Annotated in this window: 23 protein-coding genes, 2 tRNA genes and 3 pseudogenes; 11 read left to right on the forward strand and 17 right to left on the reverse strand. The window is 46.8% G+C overall.

Features of this window, described 5'->3' with window-relative positions; translation table 11 throughout:
* Positions 1-13: 13 nt before the first annotated feature.
* Positions 14-2,454: pseudogene (locus tag CMR00_09245) on the reverse strand (leucine--tRNA ligase).
* A 188-nt stretch (positions 2,455-2,642) separates the two neighbouring features.
* Between CMR00_09245 and CMR00_09250 the strand changes: the two are divergent.
* The 3 genes and pseudogenes from CMR00_09250 (at position 2,643) to CMR00_09260 (ending at position 5,227) form a co-directional block, all read left to right on the forward strand.
* Positions 2,643-2,718 (forward strand) — tRNA-Ala (locus CMR00_09250).
* 60 nt (positions 2,719-2,778) lie between these two features.
* Positions 2,779-3,723 carry a hypothetical protein gene (locus CMR00_09255; protein PIO47630.1) on the forward strand — a complete coding sequence of 315 codons (945 nt, stop codon included), beginning with the start codon at positions 2,779-2,781 and terminating at the stop codon, positions 3,721-3,723.
* Positions 3,724-3,749: 26 nt separating this feature from the next.
* Positions 3,750-5,227 (forward strand): annotated as a pseudogene (locus CMR00_09260) (amidophosphoribosyltransferase).
* On the opposite strand, the gene CMR00_09265 reads toward CMR00_09260, so the two are convergent.
* The gene (locus CMR00_09265) at positions 5,224-6,573 is read right to left on the reverse strand and encodes a cryptochrome DASH (protein ID PIO47631.1); all 1,350 of its coding nucleotides are present in this window, start codon (positions 6,571-6,573) and stop codon (positions 5,224-5,226) included. The pseudogene CMR00_09260 and the gene CMR00_09265 sit on opposite strands and share 4 nt — an antisense overlap.
* A 246-nt stretch (positions 6,574-6,819) precedes the next feature.
* Between CMR00_09265 and CMR00_09270 the strand changes: the two genes are divergently transcribed.
* Positions 6,820-8,190, forward strand: coding sequence for a cystathionine beta-synthase (locus CMR00_09270; GenBank protein ID PIO47632.1), 1,371 nt, complete (start codon positions 6,820-6,822; stop codon positions 8,188-8,190).
* Positions 8,191-8,200: 10 nt separating this feature from the next.
* Here the strand turns inward: CMR00_09270 and CMR00_09275 are convergent, their stop codons facing one another.
* A complete protein-coding gene (locus tag CMR00_09275) occupies positions 8,201-8,491 on the reverse strand; it encodes a hypothetical protein (protein PIO47633.1) in 291 nt (96 codons plus the stop codon).
* Positions 8,492-8,805: 314 nt separating this feature from the next.
* On the opposite strand from CMR00_09275, the gene CMR00_09280 reads away from it, so the two are divergent.
* Together CMR00_09280 and CMR00_09285 are read left to right on the forward strand one after the other, a co-directional pair.
* Complete coding sequence (locus tag CMR00_09280; protein ID PIO47650.1) at positions 8,806-9,990, forward strand: cystathionine gamma-synthase; 1,185 nt, start codon at positions 8,806-8,808, stop codon at positions 9,988-9,990.
* A 64-nt stretch (positions 9,991-10,054) separates the two neighbouring features.
* The gene (locus tag CMR00_09285) at positions 10,055-10,387 is read left to right on the forward strand and encodes a hypothetical protein (protein PIO47634.1); all 333 of its coding nucleotides are present in this window, start codon (positions 10,055-10,057) and stop codon (positions 10,385-10,387) included.
* A gap of 50 nt (positions 10,388-10,437) precedes the next feature.
* Here the strand turns inward: CMR00_09285 and CMR00_09290 are convergent, their stop codons facing one another.
* The 6 genes from CMR00_09290 to CMR00_09315 all read right to left on the reverse strand — a co-directional run bounded on the left by CMR00_09290 (position 10,438) and on the right by CMR00_09315 (position 14,970).
* Positions 10,438-10,707: an ethanolamine utilization protein EutM gene (locus CMR00_09290; protein ID PIO47635.1), complete on the reverse strand. Its 270-nt coding sequence runs from the start codon at positions 10,705-10,707 to the stop codon at positions 10,438-10,440.
* A 57-nt stretch (positions 10,708-10,764) separates the two neighbouring features.
* Positions 10,765-12,159 carry a nicotinate phosphoribosyltransferase gene (locus CMR00_09295; GenBank protein PIO47636.1) on the reverse strand — a complete coding sequence of 465 codons (1,395 nt, stop codon included), beginning with the start codon at positions 12,157-12,159 and terminating at the stop codon, positions 10,765-10,767.
* Between the two features lie 102 nt (positions 12,160-12,261).
* Positions 12,262-12,966 carry an NUDIX hydrolase gene (locus CMR00_09300; protein ID PIO47637.1) on the reverse strand — a complete coding sequence of 235 codons (705 nt, stop codon included), beginning with the start codon at positions 12,964-12,966 and terminating at the stop codon, positions 12,262-12,264.
* Between the two features lie 179 nt (positions 12,967-13,145).
* Complete coding sequence (locus CMR00_09305; protein PIO47638.1) at positions 13,146-13,772, reverse strand: hypothetical protein; 627 nt, start codon at positions 13,770-13,772, stop codon at positions 13,146-13,148.
* 284 nt (positions 13,773-14,056) lie between these two features.
* Positions 14,057-14,482 (reverse strand): hypothetical protein, encoded by a 426-nt coding sequence (locus CMR00_09310; GenBank protein ID PIO47639.1) that lies wholly within the window; start codon positions 14,480-14,482, stop codon positions 14,057-14,059.
* The gene (locus CMR00_09315) at positions 14,452-14,970 is read right to left on the reverse strand and encodes a hypothetical protein (GenBank protein ID PIO47640.1); all 519 of its coding nucleotides are present in this window, start codon (positions 14,968-14,970) and stop codon (positions 14,452-14,454) included. Before CMR00_09315 ends, CMR00_09310 begins: the two co-directional genes overlap by 31 nt.
* Before the next feature lie 221 nt (positions 14,971-15,191).
* On the opposite strand from CMR00_09315, the gene CMR00_09320 reads away from it, so the two are divergent.
* Both CMR00_09320 and CMR00_09325 read left to right on the forward strand, forming a co-directional pair.
* Positions 15,192-15,767, forward strand: coding sequence for an RNA 2',3'-cyclic phosphodiesterase (locus CMR00_09320; protein PIO47641.1), 576 nt, complete (start codon positions 15,192-15,194; stop codon positions 15,765-15,767).
* A gap of 70 nt (positions 15,768-15,837) precedes the next feature.
* Positions 15,838-15,911: transfer RNA gene (locus CMR00_09325), tRNA-Met, on the forward strand.
* A gap of 67 nt (positions 15,912-15,978) precedes the next feature.
* Here the strand turns inward: CMR00_09325 and CMR00_09330 are convergent.
* From CMR00_09330 to CMR00_09345, 4 genes are read right to left on the reverse strand one after another with little or no spacing between them, the layout of a single operon-like run.
* The gene (locus CMR00_09330) at positions 15,979-17,730 is read right to left on the reverse strand and encodes an ABC transporter substrate-binding protein (GenBank protein PIO47642.1); all 1,752 of its coding nucleotides are present in this window, start codon (positions 17,728-17,730) and stop codon (positions 15,979-15,981) included.
* Positions 17,703-18,287: a hypothetical protein gene (locus CMR00_09335; protein PIO47643.1), complete on the reverse strand. Its 585-nt coding sequence runs from the start codon at positions 18,285-18,287 to the stop codon at positions 17,703-17,705. Before CMR00_09335 ends, CMR00_09330 begins: the two co-directional genes overlap by 28 nt.
* Positions 18,272-19,069: an adenosylcobinamide-GDP ribazoletransferase gene (cobS, locus tag CMR00_09340; protein PIO47644.1), complete on the reverse strand. Its 798-nt coding sequence runs from the start codon at positions 19,067-19,069 to the stop codon at positions 18,272-18,274. Before cobS ends, CMR00_09335 begins: the two co-directional genes overlap by 16 nt.
* Positions 19,070-19,081: 12 nt before the next feature.
* Entirely contained in the window at positions 19,082-19,864 is a 783-nt protein-coding gene (locus CMR00_09345; GenBank protein PIO47645.1) for a hypothetical protein, read from the reverse strand.
* A 187-nt stretch (positions 19,865-20,051) separates the two neighbouring features.
* Between CMR00_09345 and CMR00_09350 the strand changes: the two genes are divergently transcribed.
* Together CMR00_09350 and CMR00_09355 are read left to right on the forward strand one after the other, a co-directional pair.
* Complete coding sequence (locus CMR00_09350; GenBank protein PIO47651.1) at positions 20,052-20,498, forward strand: hypothetical protein; 447 nt, start codon at positions 20,052-20,054, stop codon at positions 20,496-20,498.
* A gap of 306 nt (positions 20,499-20,804) precedes the next feature.
* Positions 20,805-22,967, forward strand: coding sequence for a penicillin-binding protein (locus CMR00_09355; protein ID PIO47646.1), 2,163 nt, complete (start codon positions 20,805-20,807; stop codon positions 22,965-22,967).
* 209 nt (positions 22,968-23,176) lie between these two features.
* Here CMR00_09355 and CMR00_09360 read toward each other — a convergent pair whose 3' ends face one another.
* The 4 genes and pseudogenes from CMR00_09360 to CMR00_09375 all read right to left on the reverse strand — a co-directional run bounded on the left by CMR00_09360 (position 23,177) and on the right by CMR00_09375 (position 25,882).
* Complete coding sequence (locus CMR00_09360; GenBank protein ID PIO47652.1) at positions 23,177-23,392, reverse strand: hypothetical protein; 216 nt, start codon at positions 23,390-23,392, stop codon at positions 23,177-23,179.
* A 200-nt stretch (positions 23,393-23,592) separates the two neighbouring features.
* Positions 23,593-24,819 carry an acetylornithine aminotransferase gene (locus CMR00_09365; protein PIO47647.1) on the reverse strand — a complete coding sequence of 409 codons (1,227 nt, stop codon included), beginning with the start codon at positions 24,817-24,819 and terminating at the stop codon, positions 23,593-23,595.
* A gap of 36 nt (positions 24,820-24,855) precedes the next feature.
* Positions 24,856-25,475 (reverse strand): annotated as a pseudogene (locus CMR00_09370) (dephospho-CoA kinase).
* Between the two features lie 29 nt (positions 25,476-25,504).
* Positions 25,505-25,882, reverse strand: a complete 378-nt coding sequence (locus tag CMR00_09375) for a hypothetical protein (GenBank protein ID PIO47648.1) — start codon at positions 25,880-25,882, stop codon at positions 25,505-25,507.
* Positions 25,883-26,078: 196 nt separating this feature from the next.
* On the opposite strand from CMR00_09375, the gene CMR00_09380 reads away from it, so the two are divergent.
* On the forward strand, positions 26,079-26,684 hold the full coding sequence (locus CMR00_09380; protein PIO47649.1) for a superoxide dismutase [Fe]: 606 nt from the start codon (positions 26,079-26,081) through the stop codon (positions 26,682-26,684).
* The last annotated feature ends 219 nt before the right edge of the window (positions 26,685-26,903 follow it).

Raw genomic sequence — 26,903 nt, forward strand, 5'->3', positions numbered from 1 at the left:
GTAAATGAACTGACTACGGCTTAACCACCAAGTTGACGAGTTTATTGGGCACAACGATTTTCTTAATAATTTCTTTGCCATCAATAAACTTTTGCACGGTGTCGACTTGCATAGCGCGTGCAATGAGTTCTTCGTTAGTAATGCCAACAGGGGCTTCAAAGGTGCCGCGCAATTTCCCACTGACTTGAACGGCAATCGTAACCACATCATCTTTCGCTAATTCTGGGTCATAAGTCGGATAAGGCTCGTTGGCAATCGAGGTCGTATGTCCCAGCGCTTGCCAGAGTTCTTCGGCGATATGAGGCGCAAAAGGGGAGAGCATCAAAAGCAAGTTTTCAATGGCGATGCGGTTATGACAATTTTCTTTGGTCAAGAGATTGACAAACTCCATCATGGCAGCAATCGCCGTATTGAACCGCAAATTCTCACAATCTTCGCTAACCTTTTTAATCGTTTTGTGCATCATACGCTCAATCTCTGCGCTCATGGGTGTATCGTCGACAATAATATCATGCTCGGGCGTTTCATGCGATTTGAAGACCAGGCGCCAGACTCTGCCCAAAAAGCGCGAGATGCCTTCAATGCCTTTGGTACTCCAAGGTTTAACTTGTTCAAGCGGTCCTAAAAACATCTCGTATAGTCTGACGGCATCAGCGCCATGTTCAGCGAGCACTTTGTCAGCAGGAATGACATTGCCACGCGATTTGGACATTTTCTCGCCATCTTCACCCAGAATCATACCTTGATTGAAGAGCTTTTGGAAGGGCTCTTTGGTTGAAACAATACCTAAGTCGAAGAGCACTTTGTGCCAGAACCGTGCATAAAGCAAATGCAAAACTGCATGTTCGGCTCCGCCGACATAGAGGTCAACGGCACCCCAGTATTTCTCTTTTTCAGGTGAAAGCAGTTGATGATTGTTATGTGCATCTTTGAATCGAAGGTAATACCAGCAACTGCCAGCCCATTGAGGCATGGTGTTTGTTTCACGGCGGAATTTGCCGTACTCATCTTCACCGTAGAGCCAGTGTGTGATAGTGGCAAGTGGCGATTCGCCTGTGCCAGAAGGCTCATACTTTTCTACGTCAGGCAAGAGTAATGGCAAGTTCGTTTCGGGTCGCAAAATTGTGTATTCGCCGTTTTCATCTTGGTAGTATTTCATGGGAATCGGCTCGCCCCAATAACGCTGACGTGAGAAAACCCAGTCGCGCAGCTTGTAATTGACTTTGCGCCGTCCCATCCCCTTTGATTCAAGCCATGAAACGATTTTCTCGAAGGCATCTTTGAAAACTAAGCCGTCAAGGGAGACTTCATCGTTTGAAGAATTAACACAAGGAGCATCTTTACCGACGAACGCTTGCTCTTGGACGCTGTGCGGTGAGTGTACCACTTCTTTAATTGGCAAACCAAATTTCTTTGCAAATTCCCAGTCACGCTCATCATGTGCAGGGACAGCCATAATAGCGCCTGTGCCATAACTCATCAAAACATAATCGGCAATCCAGATTGGAATCGCAGATTGGGTAGCAGGATTGATGGCATAGCCACCCGTGAACACTCCTGTTTTTTCTTTTTGCAAATCGGTGCGCTCCAAGTCGCTTTTTTTAGCAGTTTCAGTGCGATAGTGTTCTACAGCTGCGCGTTGTGCTGGGCTAACGATGCGATCGACAAGCGGATGCTCAGGTGAGAGCACTATGTATGTTGCGCCAAAAAGTGTATCGGGGCGCGTGGTAAAGACCGTGATTTTTTTAGGAGAGTTTTCAAGTTGAAAATCAATCTCGCAGCCTTCACTTTTGCCAATCCAATTGCGTTGCATGTCTTTGATGCTCTCACTCCAATCAAGCTCGTCTAAATCTTGAAGCAAGCGTTCAGCGTATGCCGTAATTTTCAAGACCCACTGGCGCAAGGGCTTGCGAAGGACGGTGAAGCCTTTTTCGACATATTCTGCGACTTCTTCATTTGCTAGGACAACACGCTGCTCGACACACCAATTGACAGGCACTTCTGCTGTGTAGGCTAAGCCTTTTTCATAGAGTTTGAGAAAAATCCATTGTGTCCATTTGTAGTAGTCTGGGTCGGTTGTATTGATTTCGCGCGACCAATCATAGGAAAAACCGAAGCGCATCAAGGTTTGCTTAAAGCTCTGCACGTTTTGTTCCGTTGTAATGCGCGGGTGTGTACCGGTTTTGATGGCATACTGTTCAGCAGGTAAGCCAAAGGCATCCCATCCCATCGGATGCAAGACATTGAACCCTTTGTGGCGTTTGAAGCGCGCAAAAATATCTGTTGCCGTATAACCTTCAAGGTGTCCGACATGCAGCCCACTGCCACTGGGGTAGGGAAACATATCGAGAACATAATACTTGGGCTTTGTTTCGTCTTCCGTTACACGGAAAGTCTGATGGGTTTGCCAGTAAGTTTGCCACTTTTTTCAATTTCAGTGAAATTGTATCTCATGAGCGTGATGATTGGTTGTGCGATGCAACAAACTTGGATAACTTGGATTTGCCGTCAAGCTATGCCTGAGCTTTGAGCAATTCTTTAAAGATAGTAACAAATACGTCGTGAATTTTGCTTCAAAGAGCGAGGCTTGCATGAGAAGCTTTGCATAAGAAAAAAATCGTTGTATCTTTGTATTTCCTTTCGGGGCTATAGCTCAGTTGGTAGAGCGCTTCAATGGCATTGAAGAGGTCAGGAGTTCGAATCTCCTTAGCTCCACAAGTACCCCTTTTTCTCAAAGCAGCGCAGATATGCCGATAACTCTGACGCAAAAACGCCAGAATGCCTGACAAAGAATACCTTCTCAGAGATTCTCTTCGTCGACTCTCTGAACTTAAAGCCACAGAAGATTCACTGCGCTTATCTGAGCAATCAGCCGTGTCATATTGGCTCGACCAAATGCTCTCACCAGAGTTGTCGTTGCAATTTTTTGTATCACTTTTACTCATTTTTCTTGGGACTGTTTTTGCCTATTTGCTCTACCGTCGCAGTAATCGCCTCAAAAGCATTGACAAGCTGCAAGCACGGGCACTGCAGTTTGCAGCGTTGGCACTACTTTGTCTTGCATCCAAAGGTGTGTTTTTCATTATCTCGTCACTAGCGGTGTCAGGTGTGCTAGCTGCTGGCAGCTATGGTCAACTCTACTGGCTGGGCTGGCAGATTTCACTGCTGTGGTTTGTCTATTTTGCATTTATGTTCGCTATCGGTTTTACACGCTCCAGAAAAAGTTACGACATTTATTTTGCCATGAGTCTAATGCTGTTGTTCCTAGTGATTACGGCGCTCTACAACGAGTGGTTTTGGAAGTGGCTACTTTACAAAATGAAAGTGGCTGAAATTGCCCCGAGCAGAATTGATATGCTTGTCGTGACGCTGGCGCCACCGCTGCCTTTCAAAACTGAAACCCTCATTCCTGTGCTGAGCCGGTTTTCATTCTTTGCCCTTAGTGTGCATCTCTTGTTGTGGCTGGTGCTGTTTGGCTATGCTGCGTTTATCATGTTTCGTCGCAGTCGCTCCTACAAAGATAGCAGTGCGAAAAATGCCGTATTTCTACTTGCGAGCACTTTCTTGGTGCTTGCACTCTTTGGCGGCTTTGGGCTCCTGAAATTTCGTAGTGATTTTTCTCTGCTCACTTCAAAGTCCTATCTTGTAGCACTCGTTGCAATGATCATCTTTTTTTTGAGTGTAAGAAATACATATCGGCACGGTCGATACAAACGCAATTAATCAACTTTTGAACAAAGAAAACGAGAATGTGTGGTGTTTTTGGGGTCTATAACTCTCCTACAGCCGCAATTGATGCCTTCTATGGCTTATATGCACTGCAACACCGCGGGCAGGAAGGCGCCGGCATCGTGGTCTCTGACTTTGATGCAGAACGACAAAAACCCGTGTTCCGTACGCACAAAGGACTTGGGCTTGTCGCAGAAGTTTCCGAGACGAAAAATTTTTGAGCAGCTCAAAGGACGAGCCGCTATCGGGCACAATCGCTATTCTACTGCGGGCTCGGCAAAAACGCCACAAAACATTCAACCCTTTTCAGTCAATTACAAAGGTGGACACCTCGCGCTTGGGCACAATGGGAATCTGAGCAATCAACGTGCCTTGCGCAAAAACTCTCAGAGGATGGCGTGATTTTTCAAGCAACCTCCGACACTGAAGTCATCTTGCACCTTATTGCACGCAGTAAAGCTGAAACGACGCTTGAACGCATTTATGATGCGCTCTTGCAAGTTCAGGGCGCATATTCCCTTGTGATTCTTACCGATGGGGCGCTCATTGCAGCGCGCGATCCGCTCGGTTTTCGACCGCTGGCACTTGGTATAAAAAACCCACTGACAGAAAGACAAAACCAGCTTACTTACTTGCCAGTGAAACCTGCGCGTTTGACTTGATTGGAGCAAAGTATGAGCGTGAAATTGAACCCGGAGAAATTTTGATGATTGACCAGCATACCGTCGAGACAGGCGAATATAAGAGCATGCATTTACCAAAATCAGCACGCAAAGCACGATGTATTTTTGAGTATGTCTATTTTTCGCGTCCTGACAGCATCGTCTTCGGCGAATCTGTCGATAAAGTGCGCCGTAAGTTGGGCAAAAATCTCTCGCTTGAAGCAGGGGTTTCGCCTAAAGAAGATGAAAAGTATGTTACGGTTATTAGCGTGCCTGATTCATCCAACACAGCGGCACTAGGATTCGTTACAGAAAGCAACAAGCACGGCTCACCAGCACGCCTTGAAATCGGCTTAATCCGCAATCATTACATCGGGCGCACATTTATTCAACCGGGTGAAGCTGATCGGCAACTCAAAGTGCGTACCAAATACAACATCGTGCGCGGAATTCTGAAGAATCGTCGCATCGTGGTTGTCGATGACTCTATTGTACGTGGTACAACATCCAAGATGCTCGTGCAACTCCTGCGCGAAGCGCATCCAAAAGAAATTCACATGCGTATTAGCTCCCCGCCTATCGTCAACCCCTGCTTCTACGGAATGGATTTTCCAACGCGCGACAAACTCATTGCATATCAATTTGGCGGCAACATTGAGAAAATTCGAGAAGAACTTGGCGTTGATTCCTTAGCGTATCTTTCACATAAGGGCTTACTTAACAGCGTGCCAAAGTATGAAGATGAACAAGGCAGTTACTGCACAGCTTGCTTTAGCGGCAATTATCCCGTACCCATAGATGACGCAACAACTGAAAAAGAAGAAAACGACATTTAGACATAGGGCAACGCATGGGCTTCAAAAATGTGTGCGGCGCTAAAGGCTTGAAGTTCAGGAATCCACAACTTGATATACTGCGCATTAGCATCATACATCTCCGCTTGTCGCTTCGGGTTGAAGTAACGGTCTTCGCGTGGATCGTTGCCAATGCCAGCAACATAGTTCCAGTTGCCATAGTTGCTGCACACATCGTAATCAATCAAGATGGATTCAAAGTATTCAGCCCCCCAACGCCAATCTACATTCAAATCGCGCACCAAGTAACTGGCTACATTTTGCCGACCACGGTTCGACATAAAGCCTGTTGCAGCCAGCTCACGCATGTTGGCGTCAATGAACGGTTGACCAGTTGTTCCCGATACCCATTTTTGAAAGGCGGTTTTATCGCGTCCCCATTTTTTAGGTTTGCCTTGGATGCCGAATTTGTGAAAAATGCGGTTGCCATATTTGAGCGCAATGAAGCGAAAGTAATCGCGCCAGACAAGTTCAAAAATGAGCCAGTAAGTTGAGTCATTAGCAACGCGCTGGGCTTCATACTTTTTAACTTCATCGTAGATTTTTCTCGGTGAAAGCGCGCCATGAGCAAGCCAAGCCGAAAATTTTGAAGAATAATCTGCGCCGATAAGCCCGTTGCGTGTCTCTTTGTAGGTTTTGAGCAGATCTTTTTGCCAGATGTATTCGTCAAGGCGCTTCAAGCCTTCGCTCTCGCCTCCTTTGAAATGAAGCACAGCGCGCGCGTCAACTTGCGGCTCTTCCAGTCCAAAAGTGTGCAGCGTGGGAAGTTCGCCAGCTTCAACTTCTACGACAGACTTCAAGCGTGTTGGGGTTGGAAAAAGTGCGCGCACACGCGCATGCTTTTCGACTTGCTTGCGAAAATGCGTGAAAACATCAGGAAGACGCTCAATCGACATTGGCAAGTCGTTTTTGTGGTAGAGCGTGCTGCCCCAGTATTCTTTTGTGCTGACGCCAAGCGTGCGAAGGTTTTTTCTCAAAGCGGCTTCAACGCGCAGCTCTTCATCTGTTGCTTCTTGATGAAAATACACACATAAGATGCCAAGCGACTGAGCAAGGCTTGCGATAATTTCTTCAGGCTTGCCGACACGCACAAGAAGTTCGCCGCCACGCTCACGAATAGATTGGCGCAAATCAGCGACGCTCTCGAGCAAAAACTTTGCACGAAATTTTCCCGTCTTTGCAAATCCAGAGGGGAGCTTACCAAACTGACGCTCATCGAAGCAGTAGAGCAAGATAACTTCGCTGGATTCAGCAAGAGCACGTGTAAGTGCTTCGTGGTCGTGCAAGCGCAGGTCGTTTCGAAACCAGACAAGCGTCTTTTGAGGCATGTGATGTGTGTTGAGATGATGCTTGAACGGCTTGCAAGATCAAACGCCAAAAAGGTGGTGATTGGTTTCTTTGTCGCACTGATGTAAAGCAAGTGAGCGTCGGTACGCTGTATTGAGTATTGCCCACCAAAAAAACGTTTGCAGACGAGCAAGCAATGTTTAACTTTCCGAGCTAAAGTCGGAAAGACGCAATCTTTAGCGCATTTTTAAAAATAGCTTTTCAGAAAGTTTTTTGCGCAATACAGCATGTGGAAAAATAGCATTCTTGATACCATCGGGCAGACGCCAATGGTACGACTGCATCGCATCACCAAATCGCTGAAGCCTGTGATGCTGGCAAAGTTAGAGTTTATGAATCCGGGGGGCAGTATCAAAGACCGCATTGCGCTAAGCATGATTGAACATGCCGAACAAAACGGGCTACTCAAACCGGGCGGCACGATTATCGAGTGGACGGCGGGCAACACGGGCATCGGACTTGCGCTGGTGGCGACTGTGAAAGGCTACAAGTGCATTATGGTGATGCCTGATAAAGTCTCACAAGAAAAAATCGATCTTTTGCGTGCCTTAGGCTCTGAGGTAGTCATTACCCCTACAGCCGTTAAGCCCGAGGATCCACGAAGTTGCTACAGTGTAGCAGAGCACCTAGCAAAGACAATTCCGAACTCTTACTACCCGAATCAATTTAGCAACGAAGCAAATCCAGAGGTACATTATCGCACGACGGCACAAGAGATTTGGGAACAAACTGACGGCAAAGTAACGCATGTGTTTGCGGCAATGGGTACAGGTGGCACGGTCTCGGGTATCGCTAAGCGACTGAAAGAGTTGAATCCAAAGGTCAAAGTCATTGGTGTAGATTCTGTGGGGTCAGCTTATGCGCCTTATTTCAAGACGCGACAGATGCCCGAGGAAATTGGACTGTGGAAGTTAGAAGGAATGGGCGGCAGTCGCATCCCTGAAACCGCTGATTTTGACGTGCTCGATGATGTTATTGCAGTCAGTGATGGTGATGCATTCTCAGCTGGGCGAGCACTCTCGAAACTTGAAGCTATCTTTGCAGGAGGCTCATCTGGGGCAGCACTGCATGCCGCAATGAAATACGCCAAGCAACTGAGCGAAGATGATGTTGTTGTCGTGATGATTACTGACACCGGTACGCGCTACCTTAGCAAAATGTATAACGACCTGTGGATGAAGGAAAACAATTTTGCGCAATCGTTCAGCCACGATAAATCCCAGATGACAGCAGCAGATGTGCTTGCAACTAAAAAGAATCGCAAATTGATTTTCGTAACGCCAGAAACGCCCCTATTTGAAGCGTTTGAGTTGATGAAAAAATATGAAATCTCTCAAGCCCCGATTATTTCCGATGGCGCAGAGATTGGAAGTATTAGCGATAACAAAATCCTCAGCATCTTGCTTGCCGAAGCAGATGCAAAGCAGAATAAGGTGATTGGCTACATGGAAAAACCATTTCCAATTCTACCGCCTAATGCACCGCTATCAAAACTCTCTGATGAACTCACGCGCGACAATGCTGTGCTCATTGGCGATGGCAACAGTGAATTTGAAATTATCACCAAGTCGGACCTCATCGCTGCAATTACATCCTAAGACAGCAAGTTTAGTTAAGTTCGTAGCGGCGAATCACGAACGTGTGTCGCTGAAAAATCACCTGATTGAATGAAGGTTCGCTTTGTGCACGCTGTGCTGAGGCGGGTCGTTCAAGCTCACCATCAAAAAGCCATGAAAGTCCTTCGAGCCGAGACCCGAGGTAAAGGAGCCCTATCGCAATCAATGGAAACACACTGACAAGAAAGAGCGGCACCGTAAGCGCAAGCAAAATGCCAGCAGGAATGGCAAAAAGGGCAATCAAAAGAATAACCGCAAGAAAAATAAACGTGCGTCTAATCATCTCTGACGATGGTTTGCGTGGAACTGCGATTATGGACTATGATACTTGGGAAATGACACTGCTGGTAACTTCTAAATGCGAGAAACTCTCGTATGGAGTAAAACGTTCAAACCGTCCGCAAGTTTTTTGTAGCAACGCACATTTTTACACTCAAATTGTCTAGCGCTGTGCGTAGAGGAGCGCAACAGAAGAGCATCGGCATGAAGCCTTATGTTGAAGTAGCACGAGAGAAACAAAGCAGTGCATTTGCCTTTCGGCTTCGCAGGCTTTTTGGTAACTTAAAATTTCAACGGTTTATTATCGGCTAAATGGACATGGACAAAAAACGCTGTGGCTTTAGCACGCGTGCAATTCATCACGCGCAAGAGCCTGACGAGAAAACGGGCGCGGTGGTGCCAATGCTCTCAATGGCAACCACATACAAACAAGATGGTATCAATCAACCGCGCGGTGGCTTTGAGTATTCTCGAGCGCAAAACCCGACACGTGCTCAGTTAGAACACGTCTTAGCAGGCTTGGAAAACGCAATGTATTGCAATGCATTTTCGTCAGGACTTGCTGCACTTGCTGCACTGATGAGCCTCTTTGAAGTACAAGACCATATCATTGCTGGCGATGACCTCTATGGTGGCACCGTGCGCTATTTCAATCAAGTGCTTGCCAGGTATGGCATCACATTTTCTTATGTGGATACAAATGATTTGCAGGCAGTCGAAAAGGCGATTACACCGAAGACAAAACTCATCTACCTTGAATCACCAACAAATCCGATGCTGCGGCTCTCCGACATTTGCGCTGTAGCAACGCTTGCCAAAGCACATGGGTTGTTGCTCGCTGTCGATAACACATTTGCAAGTCCCTATCTACAAAACCCATTGGATTTGGGGGCTGATGTTGTGCTGCATAGTTCAACGAAGTATCTAGGCGGGCACTCCGACATTGTAGGCGGTGCGTTGATGACAAACAACAAATCGCTCTACGACAAATTTTGCTTTCAGCAGAAAGCAGTAGGCGCCGTGCCATCGCCATTTGATTGCTGGCTACTAATGCGCTCGGTCAAAACGCTGGCGGTGCGCATGCGTCAGCAGTGTGAAAACGCACTGGCGATTGCCAATTTTCTTGCACAACATGGTGGAATTGAAAAAGTCTATTATCCGGGCTTGCCCACGCATCCACAGCATGAATTAGCAAAGCGTCAGATGCCACGCGGCTTCGGGGGTATTGTCTCTGTGGATTTAGGTTCAAGAGCACGTGTGGAGGCGTTCATCAAAGGCTTACAGATTTTCACATTTGCGGAAAGTTTAGGCTGCGTTGAAAGTCTGGTTTGCTATCCGTGGGAGATGACACACGCCGCTGTGCCCGTAGAGCAGCGCAGAAAACTTGGTATCACCGAGGGCTTGATTCGCCTCTCTATTGGAATTGAAGAAAAAGAAGACTTGATAGAGGAATTGCATGCTGCACTAGCACTTGCAATGCCGCAGATTGAGACAGCGCGATAGGACAACCATCGCTTGCTGCAAGGATGCTAAACACATTCACTTAACTTAACCCGATACAACTCCAATGACGCCTGAACCACAACCGCAACAGCCGTTTCAACTCAACATTGAAATTGACGAGAAAATGGCAGAAGGGACTTACTCTAATTTTGTGCTCATCAATCATTCACCTGCCGAGTTTGTGATTGATTTCACACGTGTATTGCCCGGCATTGCGAAAGCCAAAGTAAGTGCAAGAATTGTCATGACACCGCAACACGCAAAGTCATTTTTGCTGGCGCTGCAAGACAACATTCAAAAATACGAGAGTGCATTTGGCACAATTAAAATCATCGGTGCACCTGAAACATCCTCGCAAATGGGATTTCGCATCGATAACAAGACAAAACCATCCTAATTGCAAGATAGCTTGCTGTGTGTGAAGGGCGGACTTCGTGCAGCATGGCGCTATACTTTGGTGAGCAATTTGTGCAAATCTTCATGCGGATTTTCAAGCGCATGAGCAGAGATAAGTTCACCAGCACGCTGTGCTGCAATTGCGCCCGCTTCAACGGCATGTTTGACCGCAGGCTGCTCCCCTTTGACAATGACAGCCACGTAACCGCCGCCAATGTATTCTTTGCTGACAAATTCTACATTTCCCGATTTGAGCATCGCGTTGGCTGCCTCTAAGGCACCGACAAATCCTTTTGTTTCGACAATTCCTAATGCACTCATAATGCGTGTTGATAGAGATTGATTGAAGCGCAGGTATGGACTTTTCAACATGCTTGCCTAAAGATTGACAGGAAGTGGCAGTACAGCATTTCGTTTTACTTCCTCAAACGAATACTGTCGCACAATTTCGCCATTCTCAAAAACAGTCTGCAAAATATCTTCGCCGCTCTCGTGTTGGCTAACGGTCTTGAAGGTATCGCCGCTTTTGACAAGTTTCAATCGTCCGCGCTTAGACTGCTTGCCATTGTCAGTGATTGGACTTTTGAAGACGTCACGCATTTCGTTTTGAATCGTGATGCTGCTGCATTTGAAAGCAAACTTCTGTGTATCGCGGTCGAGTTTCTGCAGCAGTGCACCGCCCATTCCAAATGCGATATTATCGGCTGACCATCCATGCTGCTTGAGTGTCTCTAAAACTTCAGCAATGGTGTCGTAATTGACGCCGTCGCCCTGAATGACTCTCACTTTGGGATGTAAGACTTTGAACTGCTTGCGGTTAAGTTCATAACCAAACTTTTCACCTAAAATTTCTACAACGCGCAGCACGACATCTTTCGGGTTGCCTGAATCGGGACGAATGACAAGGGTGCCATCACGCGAGAGCACGTCTTGACGCAAGACTTCGCCCCAGAGATGCTCACAAGCGTGGTAGATATCGTAAGAATCGCTCACGACGGCAATTGTACCAGTCGGGTATTGGCGCAGCATGTTCTCGAATGCTTGTACTTCGTTTTCTTTGCCCCACGATGTAATGGTGCTATGCTCAGCAGCAGGAATTGAGAAGCCAAACATCGCTTGGCTCTCATAATAATTGCGAATCAACAGCAAGCCGGGCAACGTATCCGTTCCCGCAAAATTAACAAGGTGTGCGGCAGCGCCTATCATCGCCGATTCAACTGAAGAGACACCTCTGAACCCAAAATCGTGCAGCTTAAAATCGATAAGGTCAGGGCTACCAGTTTCAGCAAGGTAATCCAAAATCAAGCGTTTAATCTCGCGCGACTGTGTAGCGACAGTGCAGCCATACCAGACTTGCACAAGCAGCGTTTCTAAGTAGTTTGTAAGCCAGTAGCAATTCATATCTGTGTTTTCAACCGTCATGAGCACATTTTGTGTGGGCACAACAAACCCCTCGGGCACCGCTTTGATTCTAACAGGCAAACGACCTCTGTGTGCATCGACGATATACTCCCAACCTGTGCGGTTAAAAACAAAGGCGTTGCCAAAGTGCGCAGCGCAACATTCTTCAGCCTCATCAATTTTTTTCTTAGTGATAACTTCTCCTGCCAGATAGGCTTTGAGATAATACTGCAGTCCGAAAAAAACCACTTCTTTGAAACGCCCACCACGTGACTCAAAATACGAATAGACATTTTCCGTTTTCGGCGGATATTGCTTGTAATGGCTGATTTTGTAGGAATCTGTCAGAAGAATCAAGTTGTGTAGTGTCATGTCGTTTCCCTCAAGTTTAATTCATGCAAGTTTAATTCATGCAATTAAAAAGCTAAGTCTGAGCTTCTGATTCGGTCTCTGCTCAGGAACATAAGGCTTTTGCTAGGCTACAAAATTCTGCAAGTCAAAATAAAAACCTGACTTTGCAAGTGCATCATATTTCTTTTTATTGAAGCGATAATACTCCGCTTTGCGGTGCGCCACACCTTCTTGATATTCACCGAGAGGCTCTAAGATGCCAAACTTCAATATCTTCTTGCGAAAGTTACGCTTATCGAGTTCGTGTCCTAAAATCGCTTCATAGAAGCGTTGTAATTCAGTTAGGGTAAATTTTTTAGGCAAGAGCTCAAAGCCGATAGGCTGATAGGTAACCTTGCTGCGAAGGCGTGCGATAGCGGTTTGAACAATAAGGTTATGGTCAAAAGCAAGTTTGGGAATGTTATGAATAGGATGCCAGATTACATGTCGCGCATCGCTGCGGGCTTTGAGCCTGTGATGCGCGAGCCGCGCAAGAGCATAGTAAGCAACTGAAATGACTCTATCTCTTGGGTCGCGCTTTGGGGCACCGAAGGTATAGAGTTGTTCCAAAAACACATTTTTGACGCTCGTTTCTTCCCAGAGTTCGCGTTTTGCAGCGTCATCGAGCGTTTCATTCATTTTGATAAATCCGCCGGGCAAAGCAAATGCGCCTTTAAATGGCTCTTTAGCACGCTCAATTAAGAGAAGTTTTAGATCGGCACCATCATAGCCAAATACGACACAATCGACTGCAAGCGCCGGGCGCGGATAAGCGTAAGTATATGGCACGCTATAAAGTCTCTTTTAGTGTAATTTTTACACTAAGATAGGAAAAAAGCATGATTTTGAAATCATGCTCACTGAGCACTGCGAAACGAAAGTTGGGGCTTGAGTGGAAATCTAGCACATGTAGGGGCGGCTAACACCCCTAAGACGCGTGTGTACTGGATGTTAGAGTAGCTTAGTGTTCATTCTACTTCAGCCTGCGCAAGTTCAAATGCAAACGTACTGCCTCTCCCAGGTCCTTCTGATTCAGCCCAGACTCTGCCGCCATGCATTTCGACTAATTGCTTAACGATGGCTAAGCCAAGTCCCGTTGAAGATTCACCGCCAGTGGGCTTTGCCGTCAGACGCTGAAACTTCTTGAAGAGTTTCTCCTTCTCGTCCTGCGAAAAACCTTGTCCTTCATCTCTGACCTCAAACACAACCCACTTTTCACGATGATAGATGCGCACGTCAATGGCTTTACCATGTGGTGAGTACTTGATAGCGTTACTGATAAGGTTATCAATAATTTCTTTTAAGCGCTCTTCATCACCTTCCACAATACAATTTTGCTCAATGTGGCTGGTCAAGGTTTGACCTTTTTGTTCAGCGCGTACCGATGAGATGGCTACCAGCAATGCACCCAGTTGACCTAAATCCAGCAGACGCAAGTTAAGTTTGACCTTGCCGCTCTCAATTGTCATGCTATTGAGCAAGTCATTGATGATGTGATGCATACGATGAGCAAGGTCTTTGATAAGCGAAAGAACCTGCGCCGGTCTTTCTGCCATAGGTGAGGCGGGATCGAGCAACATGTCGGCAAAAGTCATAATCGAAAAAGCGGATTTTGAGGTCGTGTGCGGCAATGCCCAAGAGTTCGGTTTTAAGGTGGTTGGCTTCCTCGAGCGCTTTGTTGGCTTTAGTAAGTTCTAAGTTGCGCACTCTTACCAGTTCAGCTTCGCGCTGCGCTTTTTCTACTTCGCGCTCAATCGTAACACGGCGTACCCGCTTGCTGGCTTCTTCTCCAAAAACTTCTTCTTTGACACAGTGAAACGCTTTGTAGTGCGCTAATGCCGCTTTCAAATCGCCCATCGTCTCAAAAATCTCGGAGAGCTCAAGGTGGTAACAATACTCTAAGTCTTTTGCCCCAATTTCCTGAGCAATGTGCAAGGCTTGCAGAAAACGGTGCTCGGCTTTTTTTAAGGTCGTTGAGCCCACGATAAAGCATACCCACGCACCCGAGACTTTCAGCCTCAATGCGCCTATCGCCTAATTCGCGTGCAAACTGCGTGCTTTGCATCATAAAAGACAGCGCATTTTCAGGATCGCCAAGAGCAATGTAGGCTTTGCCCAAATTGAGCAAGATGACGCTCTCGGTGCGGCGCAAGTCCATGGCTTGCACAACCTCTAATCCCTTCTTGAAATACTCTAAGGCTTGCTTTGGCTTTTGCATAGCCGCATAGACTTCGCCGATATGGTTAAGAGCGTTGGCTTCGATGTTATGGCTATTCAGCACATGGCTAATACTGAGACTTTCCAAAAATATCCTAACGCTTGATTGTAATCGCCCAACTCTTGATAAATCGAGCCAATGTTCATAATCGTCATCACTTCGCCGTGCTGGTCGCCGATGTCCTCGAAGAGTTTCAGGCTTTCATCGTAGTAGTGAAGTGCTTTTTCGTAGTCGCTCAGGTCGGTGTAAATAACGCCCAGCGTGTTGAGTGTAGAGGCTTTGCCGTCCAAGTCATTCATTGCAGCAAAGTGTTCAACCGCTTCAAGCGAGACGGTAAGGGCTTCACTGTAGCAAGAAAGCATCGCCAAGAACGTGCCTTTGTTACGCAGGCTGTAAGCAATCCCTTTGGCATAATGCTCTGCTGTAGAAAGCCTATAGGCTTCTTCAGCAAGTGTCAATGCACGCCTTGGGTCAGAGTGTCGAATTTGCCATGCAAGCGCATTGAGCACATCAACTCTTAAGGTGTTGCTAACGGCAGATTGCAATTGCAATTCTAAAGCTTCACTGCTCATCATTTTTCTGGAAAAACTTTAATGCCAGGCTAACAAACATACTTAGCATAAACGCAAGGTAAACTAGAGCGCCAGCAGAGAAATGCCTTGTGCTGCCAGTATGATGGATAATTAGTATAAACTGGGTTGTATGCCCTTAGAAACTCTGCTGAATTTACGCCTTTGACAAGGAAAATTTAAATTTTTAGCTTAGCTAAATTTTAGCTCTTCCTTATTGAGAAACGATGCGACTTTTTGTTGGAATTTTTTTAGAAGTCTCGCTGCGTGAGGCTGTAAGACGCTTTTGTGCTGCATTGAGCGAAGCGTGTCCAAGCATGTCGGCAGCAGTCAAATGGGTTCAGCCAGAAAATTTGCATCTGACTCTAAAATTCTTGGGCACAGTGAGCGCAGAAAAGTTGCCTGCACTTACAGAAGCGCTGCATGAGGCAGCAACTGTTGGGGCTTTTGACATTGCGTTGTGTGAGTTCAACGCTTTTCCTTCTCTTGCGCATCCACAAATTCTCTGGATAGGCGTAGAGGAAGGAGCGCCATATTTAGCTAGTCTTGCTGCTTCTATCAATGACCGACTCACCGAAAGAGGCTTCCCAAAAGAGACACGCAAGTTTGCAGCACATGTAACTATCGGACGAGTTCGCCAAGGTTATCATCTCAGCGGCTTGGCTAAAGCAGCACAAACCTTAAAACCTGTAAAACTTGGCAGACAGCATGTGGATGCCTTTGCGCTCATTGAAAGCCGCCTAACGCCGAGGGGATCACTTTATGCGCTGCGTGAAAACATTGCCTTGATGCCGCCAGCATAGTGTCTTACTTTTCCTTGTAGAAGCAAGTTGCAAAAATTATCTTTACACTTCCTTCAGACTTTAGGCAAATGGTCCCTTAGCTCAGTTGGTCAGAGCAGGCGACTCATAATCGCTTGGTCGCAGGTTCAAGTCCTGCAGGGACCACATTGCTACAAGCCTGCTCCACATCCTGCTCATTGCTAAAGAGATAAATCAAGTGAGAGCAAGTCAATTACTTGATTTCCCATTCGTGTGCATTAATCAGAACGGCAAGCATGTTTACTTTGACATTCCTAATGCGCTTGTTGAAGCCTTGCAGTTCATCATAGTAGTAAAGAAAAGTTCGCGGTTGTTCATCATGCAGAATCTCTTGGTATTCGTGCCAGTATCGGAGGGCGGTGTCAGCGGGAAGGGGTTCAGTGAGGCGTTGGCACAGCGTATCCAATCGTGCGTTTTGAAAGCAAGAGGAATTAAAGGGCGTATTCTTAAAGTCGGAGTTCCAAATTGTAAGTTGAAACGGTAAAGTTTCTGCAGAAAGACCAGAGAGGGCGGCATCGTAGCGCAATTGATTTTGATTGTCATTAAAGACAACGGCTTCAGCAGCAGAAAGCGTACACTCAATGCCAATTTCTTTGAGGTTTTGTTGAATAGCGGTGGCGGCGTACATGCGGCGCTGATTGCCAGCAGGGTAAGCCAGTGTGATAGCAAAGGGTTTGCCATCTTTTTCTAGTGTGCCAGATTTGCCACGCTGCCAGCCAGCAGCACGAAGCAGTTCAAGGGCTTTTTGAGGATTGTAGTCGTAAGGGTGCAATGATGGATGCAAAATGCTTTTGTAGGCAGGTGAAAGAGAGGTATTGACAATGGTTGCACGATCTTTGCCCATGAAGCCCTCTGCAATAGCCTGACGATTGATTGCGTAAGTCATAGCTTGACGCACGCGTTTATCGCCAAAGAAAAAATTAGGTACGATTTTACTGCTGGTACGATAAGCCTCACCATCGATTGTAAGCCAGACAATGCTGTCAAAACTGCGGGCGCGCACTGCTAGCACATCGAGATTAGGGTTTTGCTGCACTTCGCCAAGATCTTTTGGACTAATACCGCCAGCGGACATAATCACGTCGACTTCACCGGTTTTAAAGGCGGCAAGACGTGTTGCATACTCTGGAATAATGCGAAAAACGATGCGCTGCACTTTTGCAGGATGTGGCAAAACGGAGCGTGGATTTGAGACCAGCACAAGTGATTTTTGCCGTTCCCATTTTTCAACTTTGAAAGGACCGCCGCCCACGATTGCTAACTCTGCAGACTTTGCTCGCAAATCCTTCGGATCAATCTTTTCGAAAATGTGCTTTGCAACTGGCATCAGGTCGTAGAAGTGATCTAAAATGATGAGCGGGGCGAGCGGCTTATTAAAAGTGAGAATAAGTGTGGTATCGTTCGGGGTTTGAACAGCGCGCTCAAAATCGATATTGCCATTTTGGTCGCGCAGCAAGTCTTGAACATACTGCTGACGTGTGCTGGCAACAGCAGGGTGTGCATAAAGTTGATAAGAAAATTTGAGGTCGGCGGCAGTAATGGGCTGACCGTCGTCCCACTCTGCATCACTGCGCAAGTAAAATGTAGCGCGCCTGCCATCATCAGAAAATTCCCAGCGTGTAGCAAGACAAGGTGAGTAGCGCACTTCGCCAGTGGCTTCATCAAAGTCGGCAAGAACCAATTTAGGAAAGACTTGGATGCAGACCTCGCGTGAGAGCGAGAGCTGAATCAGCAGCGGATTGAGATGATCAAAGTCGTTTGCAATAGCTACAACAATAGGTTTGGGTGATGCGCTGTGCTCTTGACTTTTTTTACACGAAAGGTTCAGAAAAAGAAAGGGCAGTGCAAAGATGAAGAGCTGCAAAAGACCGAAACGCAAAGACAAGTGAATTCGGCGCAAAGATTTGCACAAGAAGACTAGTTGTTCAGACCGTGTAGCGACCATTGACCATTGTTGTGCTGCAAGTGCATGATGCCACCAAAGGCAACATCGACCGAGAAGGCGCGTTGAAGCGGTAAGCCAATAGCATGACAGAGTGCGGCGCGAATCGGTCCAGCATGCGTAACAATCACAACGCGCTGTTCAGGGCGTTGCAAAAGCAAATCCATTTGCAGACCGATGCGGTAGTGCAGTGATTGAAATGATTCACCATCAGGCGGTGTAACACGCACAAAATCTTTCATCCACGCTTGCAAGACAAGGCTATCGTTGCGCTCAATATCTTCCCAAGTCCGATTTTCCCATTGACCAAAATCTACTTCGCGCCATGAGCGTGAGGTTTCAACTGAAAGCCCAAGTTGACTGGAAGCAGACTCTGCAAGGGCAAGGCAGCGATCCAGATCGCTTGAAATGATTAAATCAGGTTTTAGGGCAACCAATCGAGCTGCAACGAGGTGAATGTTCTGTTTGCCAAGCTCAGAGAGCGGCACATTGGTTTGACCAATGCATCGCGCTTCGCCATTCTGCTCAATTTCTGTATGGCGCACTAAAAAAACTTCCATTCTGGCATCAAGGTTTTTGAAGCGTTCTCAAAAGTCAAAATTACGAAATATAACGAAAGTTCGACAATCTGATTGGCTGCACCCAGAGTGTCGCCTGTAATGCCTCCAATCCTGCGTTTGAAAAAGCCTGCAGCAAAGGCACTCACGACAAAAGCAGCGATGACGATAAAAAAAGCAAGCCAGTTAAAGCAAAGCAACGCAATGAGCACAAATGCTGACGATGCAAGCCAAAACCGACGTGGAGTAACGCTGCTGGCAAAAGGTTTAGCCGTAGCAGATTCTGCGCGCACATACTCCAAGCGCCAAATAAGCCAAAGGCTAGACCATCGCCCCGCTGAATGGGCGATAATGAGCGATAGCATTGCAGTTTCAAGGCGCAGCTCACAGAGGTGTGTGAGCAGTATCCACTTTGCCGTAAGTAAAAACCAGAGGGCAATTGCGCCAAAAGTGCCGATACGACTATCGCGCATAATCTCCAGCACACGCGCTTTTTCAGCAGCGCCCCCAAAGCCATCAGCGCTATCGGCAAGCCCATCTTCATGAAATGCACCTGTAACAAGAATTGTCGTCAGCATGGATAACAACACGGCAAGCGAGAGCGGGAAGGCCAGCGCGCATAACCACAACGCACCGGCAGCGATCATACCTACACCGGCACCAACAAGCGGAAAATACAGCGTCGAGCGCGCCAGCAATCCCTGTTCATAGTCTATCCACTTACCAACAGGGATACGGGTTAGGAACATGACAGCAATCAAGAAAATATTCCAGTGCTCTTTCAAAGTGGGCTACGCTTATGCAGGTTGAACTTTTTTCTCTGCCAGAAATGAAAGAAAGCCTTTGAGCAAATTTTCTGAAAATGCATTGTTGAATTCAGGTCTGTGGTCGCGCCGCGCTTCAAGCCACATGCGTTCAGGGTGCCACTGCACAAGCAAAATCGTTTGTTCAGGTGCAGAAGATTCTAACGCTTCAATGATACCATCAGGTGAGTACGCAACTGGCTTCAAGCCATGACCGATTTTCTCAATACCTTGGTGATGACGTGAACTGACAAAATCCGTGTAGGTTTCGCCTATTAGTTCGTAGAGCAGTGAGTTTTTCTCGAGCGTAACGGCATGATAGCGGCTATGCTCTGGGTCGAACTTCTTGTGGGTTTGCGGCGATGCGCCTTGTTTGTCAATATCCAAGTAAAGCGTGCCGCCCATTACCACATTGATGAGCTGCATGCCACGGCAGATGCCAAAAATGGGCAAGCGCCGCTCCAAACTCGCCTCTGCAAGTGCCCATTCCATCTCATCGCGCTCAGGTTCAGAGACAATATCGAAGTAAGAGAGTTCTTCTGGGCTCAAGACAACGCCAAGCCGTTTTGGCTCAACATCTTCACCACCCGTGAAGACAATCGCATCAAGGTGATGTAAGGCATCAAGATTTTGCTTCAAAAGCGCGTCGGTGTGGCTGCCTTTGAAAGGCAGCTCAATGCACTCGAGCTGATAGCCAAATTTTTCGCCATCTTTCAACCAATTGATGTATTGTGGGGTTTTTGAACATTGAGTAACGCCGATTCGCAAAGTTTGCATATTGCGCAAGTTTGATTTGTAGTTTTTAGAAGGATTCGCAAAAATACGATATTATCAATTTCAAGCACAAAAATTAGAGGTCGCTGAGCAATAAAGATGGTGCTCAAAGCGATAAGCAAAAGACGCCAAGTGCGCGTCTGGGAAAAGTTGAAACATCATAACAAAACATCAAGCCTTCATTGAGATGATGCCACAGTGGCTTTTTTTGCTCCTTGCTCTAGTTGCAGGTGCGATTTTACCGATGCAAGTTGGCATGAATGCAACCTTGCGTCAGAGTGTAGGTAGCCCTGTGTGGGCATCGCTGACATCATTTAGCGTTGGCACACTTTGCCTGACGCTCTACGCACTTTTCAGTCGGTTGAGCACACCGGCGCTAAGCACCTTAAGCACGGTGCCAGTTTGGTCATGGTTTGGTGGCGCGATTGGTGCAATGTATGTCACGCTCTCAATTGTGCTGGCGCCGAAACTGGGCTCTGCGACACTCATTGCAGCAACGATTACAGGACAAATGCTTGCTTCAATCACCATAGACCACTTTGGGTGGCTTGGCTTTTCCGAACATCCTATCAGCGTGGAAAGGGTGTTTGGTGTAGCACTGCTGCTGACAGGAGTGTTACTGATTCAACGTGGATGACCGACATCTTGCTCAAGATGGCATGACTTGATGAAACTTTGCACACTTTGCGCAATGGCTGCCTCGCGCTATCTTTGTACTTCAAACTATGGCTGTAAACGCTGTTTCTATCAAGAAAGACTGAATGGAGAATCAGGCGCCTCTTTCACCAGAAAACTCAACTGGCGAAAATCCTTACTCATCGAAGGAACGCGAAAGATACTTCAACGATCCTGAAGCACGACGCCGTATTGCACGACGTCGGCAACTGCTTGACCGCATCTTCTATGCGATAGTAGGTACAATTGGCATCGGTTTTTTGCAGCCATCATTCTTATCGTCATACTCTCGCGCAGCCTGCCTAGCCTTGAACAGCTTGAAAACCCAAAGCCACAACTTGCTACCGAAGTGTATTCGGCAGATGGGGTGTTGCTGACCAAATTCTTCAATCAGAATCGCACGGTGGTACGCTTGGATTCGATTTCTCCACATGTCATTCACGCGCTGATTGCAACGGAAGATGTCGGATTCTATGAGCACTGGGGACTTGATGCGCCGCGCTTGATGCGTGCAATGGTCGAAAATATCGGTCTCGTCTTGCGTGGCAGACGCGCACGCGGCGCCAGTACTATCACGCAGCAACTTGCACGTAACCTTTGGCTGACACCAGAGCGGAGTTTGAGTCGCAAACTCCAAGAACTTCTAATTTCAATTCAGATTGAGCGCACCTACACGAAAGATGAAATTCTGTCGCTCTATCTCAACACGGTCTACTTTGGCGAAGGTGCCTATGGTGTGGAAGCAGCGGCGTGGACATACTTTGCAAAACCCGCCTCGCAGCTCACTGTGCCGGAAAGCGCACTTTTGGTTGCTGCGCTCAAAGAACCGGCTCGATACAACCCGGTCAAGAATCCGAAAGATGCACAGGCTCGGCGCAATCTGGTCATTAGCCTAATGGAGCGCGCTAAGTTCATTACTGCACGTGAGGCTGAAAAATACCGCGCCTCCAAAATCGAATTGCACTATACGCCCGTTACCGACTTAGGCATTGCACCTTATTTCACAGAATATGTGCGCAGGCAACTTCAAAGTGAGGCGGAAAAGCATAAGTTTGACATCTACCGCGATGGCTTAGTGATTTACACTACGCTCGACACACGCATGCAAGCGCATGCCGAACGTGCTATTCAACGCCACTTGCCCATGCTACAAAATGAGTTCAACAAAAATTGGAAGTGGGATTCCAAACGCGGTGACTCGCTGCGTACAGTGTTTATTAAAGAATCTGACCGCTTCAAAGAACTCATTACAAAAGGCATTTCAGAAAAAGAGGCTATTCGCCAACTAAAAAATGACAAAGGTTGGTTAGACACACTGCTCTATGAAAAAACGGTCGTGCAAGTTGCCTTTGTAGCCATTGAACCTTCAACGGGGCACATCAAAGCATGGGTAGGCGGCACAGACTTTGTTAAGTATAAGTTCGACCATGTCTGGCAAGCCAAGCGTCAGCCTGGCTCCACCTTCAAACCCTTTGTCTACACAGGTGCTATTGACCAAGGCATTCCACCGAACTACAAAATTCTCAATCAGCCGATTGCCATCAAGACCCCACAAAAAATGTGGATGCCTGAAAATTCAGAGAAAGATGTCGGCGGCCTGGTAACACTGCGTGATGCAATTGCAAACTCTATGAACCTTGTTACCATTCGTTTGGCACAAGCCCATGTGCCGCCTTCAAAAATCGCTCAGTATGCCCGTCGAATGGGCATTGAAACACCACTCGAAGAAAATTTGGCGTTAGCCTTGGGAGCCTCAGTTGTTACCCCGCTGGAAATGACGTCCGCTTACGGCACATTTGCAAACAATGGTGTGCATGTCTCGCCCATCAGCATCTTGCGCATTGAAGATCGATTTGGCAATGTGATTTTAAGTAATAAACCCGTCAAGCGTGAAGCCTTAAACCCAGCGACAAACTACGTGATGGTAACCATGCTCAAAGGTGTCATGGACAGAGGTACAGGTGCAGCGGCACGCTCAAAGTATAACTTTCGCTACGAAGCAGGAGGAAAAACAGGCACAACACAAGAGCAGGGCGATGCATGGTTTATGGGCTTCACGCCGCAACTTGTCGCTGGTGTCTGGACAGGCTTTGATGACCAACGCATAAAGTTTACCTCAATGAGCTATGGGCAAGGCTCCCGTGCAGCATTACCAATATGGGCGATGTTTATGAAAGCCTGCTATGATGATAAATCCTTGAAATACAGCGCACAGTATTTTGCCCGACCGAGCAATGTCTACACGCGTTTGATTTCACTCGATACTAACCAACCAACCGATGCCTCATCGCCGCGTGCTTATGTGGAGTTTTTTACTGAAGCTTGTTTGCGCCGATATGCATCACTCATTCCAGGCGGTGATTCCTTACGCCTCAATACACCTATCTTGCTACCTGCCGCAAGCAAAAAACGCGGTGAAGGCGAGTACTAAGTAAAACATGAGTACTTGTGCTAAACAAACAAGAGCAGCCTAACACGAGAGCAACCCAATGTGATTTTTAAGTGTGGAATGAGACCAATAAAAAGATGAGAACGACAACTAACTGATGTTAGTCGGGCAAGGCTACACTCTGACTTGAAAACTTGCAGCGCAAGCCTAACTGACTTCCATCAGAAGTGTTTTGATTGACCTGTCCTGCTTTATGACGATGTGCTCTCTACTTTTGGCTCATCAGATTTGGGCTGATAAAGAATTGCATAGACAATCCACGCGTAACTGCCAATGAGAAGAATAGGGCAGAGCGTCAGCGAGATAAAGCCATCGACACTGTTATCAATTGCCATCAACACATAGCTTCCTATAATCATAGCAATACCAATTGCAATGAAAAGGTAGTTTTCCTTGCGCAGCGGCATGGTCAGTGAGAGAGCAGATTTCTTACTGGAACGCTCGGCAGATTTTCGCTTTTCGCGGTCACGCTTTCTTTCGGAAGTAGCTTGCGGTTTCGACATCGTGATGAGTTTGCAGAATTGGTAATTCGTTAAGGTTTTGAAGTTGAGCGAGACTAAGAAATTTTCTTGAAAGAAAAAAGAGAAAAATGCCTCTTGCGCAATTTTTAGTTTTTAATCAGCCATTCTTCCGAGAGAACTTTGTCTAGTGCATGCATGCAGATTTCAGCTTCATGTTCGGTAATCGTCAGTGGCGGGAGCAAACGAATGACGTTGGTATTTGTAGCGTTGATGATAACGCCGTGTGCAAGCATTTTTTCTACATAGAAACTGGCATCACGTGGCATGGAAAAGCCCACCATCAATCCAATTTGTCGCACCGAACGAATCTGAATGTGCTTGCGCATCAGCTCATGTCCTCGCTTTTGCAAATAGGAGCCGACTTTGACTGCATTTTCCATCAAGTTCTTCTCCAAGAGCTCCTCGATTAGTGCAAGACCAGCGGCGCAAGCAACAGGATTGCCGCCAAACGTGGTGCCATGATTGCCTTTCGTGAAAGTTTCGGCAACACGCGCATTGCCGATAATAGCGCTGAGTGGCAAGCCACCGCCAAGCGGTTTGGCGGCACAAATCACATCGGGCTGCACATCATAGTGCATATAACTAAAAAATTTGCCTGTTCTGCCGCAGCCTGCTTGCACTTCATCAGCAATGATGAGGAAGTTGTAACGCTCACGCAGTTCAGCGAGTTTTTCAGCAAAAGTCTTGGAGATAGCGCAAATGCCGCCTTCGCCTTGCACAAATTCTACAAACACTGCAGCCGTGCGTGCGGAAACTTTCGCTTCTAAATCAGAGACATCGTTGAAGGTAATGAAGCCAGTTTCAGGCAAAAGTGGCTCGAAGCCTTTGTGGTATTTTGAGTTTGCTGTAAGTGTAACAGCGCCGTAGGTTCGACCGTGAAATCCATTTGTGAGAGAAAGAATCTCGCGTTTTTGCTCGGAGATTGCACTTGCCCACTTGCGTGCAAGTTTCATAGCACCTTCAATAGCTTCTGCGCCGCTGTTAGAGAAAAAAACTTTTGAGAAGCCAGTAAGCTCCAGAAGTTTTTCTGCAAGTTTGAATTGCGGCTCGAGCAGGAAAAGATTGGACGTGTGAATGTACTTTTTCGCTTGTGCTTCAATCGCTGCAAGAATACGTGGGTTGCCATACCCAAGCGCATTGACGCCAATGCCTGAAATCATATCCAAAAATTGACGACCATCTTTGGTGTAGAGATAGACGCCTTCACCGTGCGAAATTTCAAGTGGCAAGCGCGCATAGGTATGAAAAAAAATCTCGCTTTCTTTTTCTTTTAGCGAAAGCCTTTCAGATGAGAGCACATCTTGTTGAGTCATATCTGATAGAATTTGAAAAATAGTATTAGTTGATAGTTATCGGTTGATGCGAACCGGTGTCGATGAGCTTAGAATTTTTTCTAGCGTTATTTTCACGCTGCGCTCTAAGTCTTCAAGTGAGCCATTATTTTCGATAACATAATCTGCACGAGTGCGCAAATCATCGTCAGAGAGTTGGGCAGCCATTCGGCGCTCGATTTCCTCTTTTGTTAAGCCCCTTTCTTGTAGGCGTTTGAAGCGCAGGTCTTTGCGAGCCAGCACAGCGATAGTATCGTCGACTTGTTTGGCGCCGCCTGATTCAAAGAGAATCGCCGCTTCTTTAACGAGCGCTTTAACACCTTTTTGTGCGGCAGCTTTTTTAGCGGTCTCAAAGCATTCAAACACTTTCGGGTGAATGAGGTGATTGAGTGCCGCTAATTTTTCAGGGTTTTGGAAAGCAACTTCGGCAATTTTTTGCGGTTCGGCATGGTGCCTGTGTAACTGTCTTCACCAAAAAGCGCTTTGATGCCTGCAATAATGTCGGGGTCGCGCTCTTGCAAGGCTTTCGCGGCAAGGTCGGCACTGAAAATGTCGCAGCCAAGTCTACGCAAGATGTTGCAAACAGTGGTCTTGCCGCTGCCAATGCCGCCAGTTACGCCAATTACTCTCACTGTCAAGTTGGTATGCTAGTGTTGCGCAAAAATCTTTACTGCATCTGAATCTTTCTATAGATCGTGTCCTGCTTTTCTTGCAGAATCAGATTGCGCCGTTCCTCTAAAATTTGCAGCGTGCGCATTTGAATTTCTTGCCATCGCTTGGGGTCGGTACGATAGCGTTCAAACTGCCGAACAAACGTTTCAGGTGAATAAGCGTGCGCTGCAAAAAGTGCATTCAGGCTATCACTTTTGCTAAAAAACTCTCGAAGCGAATCACCGACCGCGGCGTAACTACCCTGCAAAACAAGCACATCAGCATATACTGCGATAAACTTTTGGTCGCTTTCGTCTAACTTAACCTGTTGCGTGCAGCCTGCAACGCAAAGTGTGTACAGCGCAAGTGCAAACGCTATTAGCTGGTTCTGCAAGGCTTTCTGTAGGCTCCACTTTAAGTGATTAGGTCGAGTAAAAACTGCTGCTCCTTACAAACATAACCCTATTTTGCACACAATTTAAGCTACTAAATGCTTGCAAAGCAAGGCTTTGGAAACGAAGCGGAGGCGTTTTTGGTTGAAGCATTGCAGTTTTTCCAACTCTAAAAAATAAAAAAAGAAAGCAAACGCTATGCCATTCACGCTTCCTGACTTACCCTATCCAAAAGATGCACTTGAGCCACATCTTTCAGCACGCACATTTGAATTTCACTACGGCAAGCATCATCAAGCCTATGTAACTAACCTGAACAATCTGCTGCCGGGCTCAGAATTTGAAAATGCGTCGCTCGAAGAGATTGTGATGAAAACCGCTAAAGATGCATCAAAAGCTGCATTTTTCAACAATGCTGCACAAGTGTGGAATCATACCTTCTACTGGAACTGCATGAAGCCAAACGGCGGAGGTGAGCCCACAGGCGCCTTGATGGATAAAATCAAAGAAGACTTCGGGGATTTCGGCAAGTTCAAAGAGGCTTTCAAACAAGCAGGCGTGACACAATTTGGTTCGGGCTGGGCATGGCTGGTTTTAGATAATGGCAAACTTGCCGTAACCAAAACCCCAAATGCCGAAGTGCCACTGACCGAAGGTAAAAAGCCGCTGCTCACGATGGACGTATGGGAACATGCTTACTACATTGACTACCAAAACCGTCGTCCCGACTACGCGCAAACCTTTATTGACAAACTTATCAACTGGGATTTCGTGAGTGAGAACTTCGCTGCAGCGATGAAGTAAAAACCTAAAAACTTTTCAGGAATAACCAGTAATAAAAAAGAGGGGCTTCAACCCCTCTTTTGGTCATATCGCAACCTTGGCAAGTTTGCCTATCGTGCGATACTGACAGTTTGTGCATGGTGCATACTATCAGTCCAAACTGATTTGTATGCCATCGTTACTTCTTACTGGTACTGCGGGTACTACTATACTACTGTACTACTACTATACTACTGTACT

This window comes from [Chlorobium] sp. 445 (genome assembly GCA_002763895.1).
Taxonomy (GTDB): Bacteria; Bacteroidota; Chlorobiia; order Chlorobiales; family Thermochlorobacteraceae; genus Thermochlorobacter.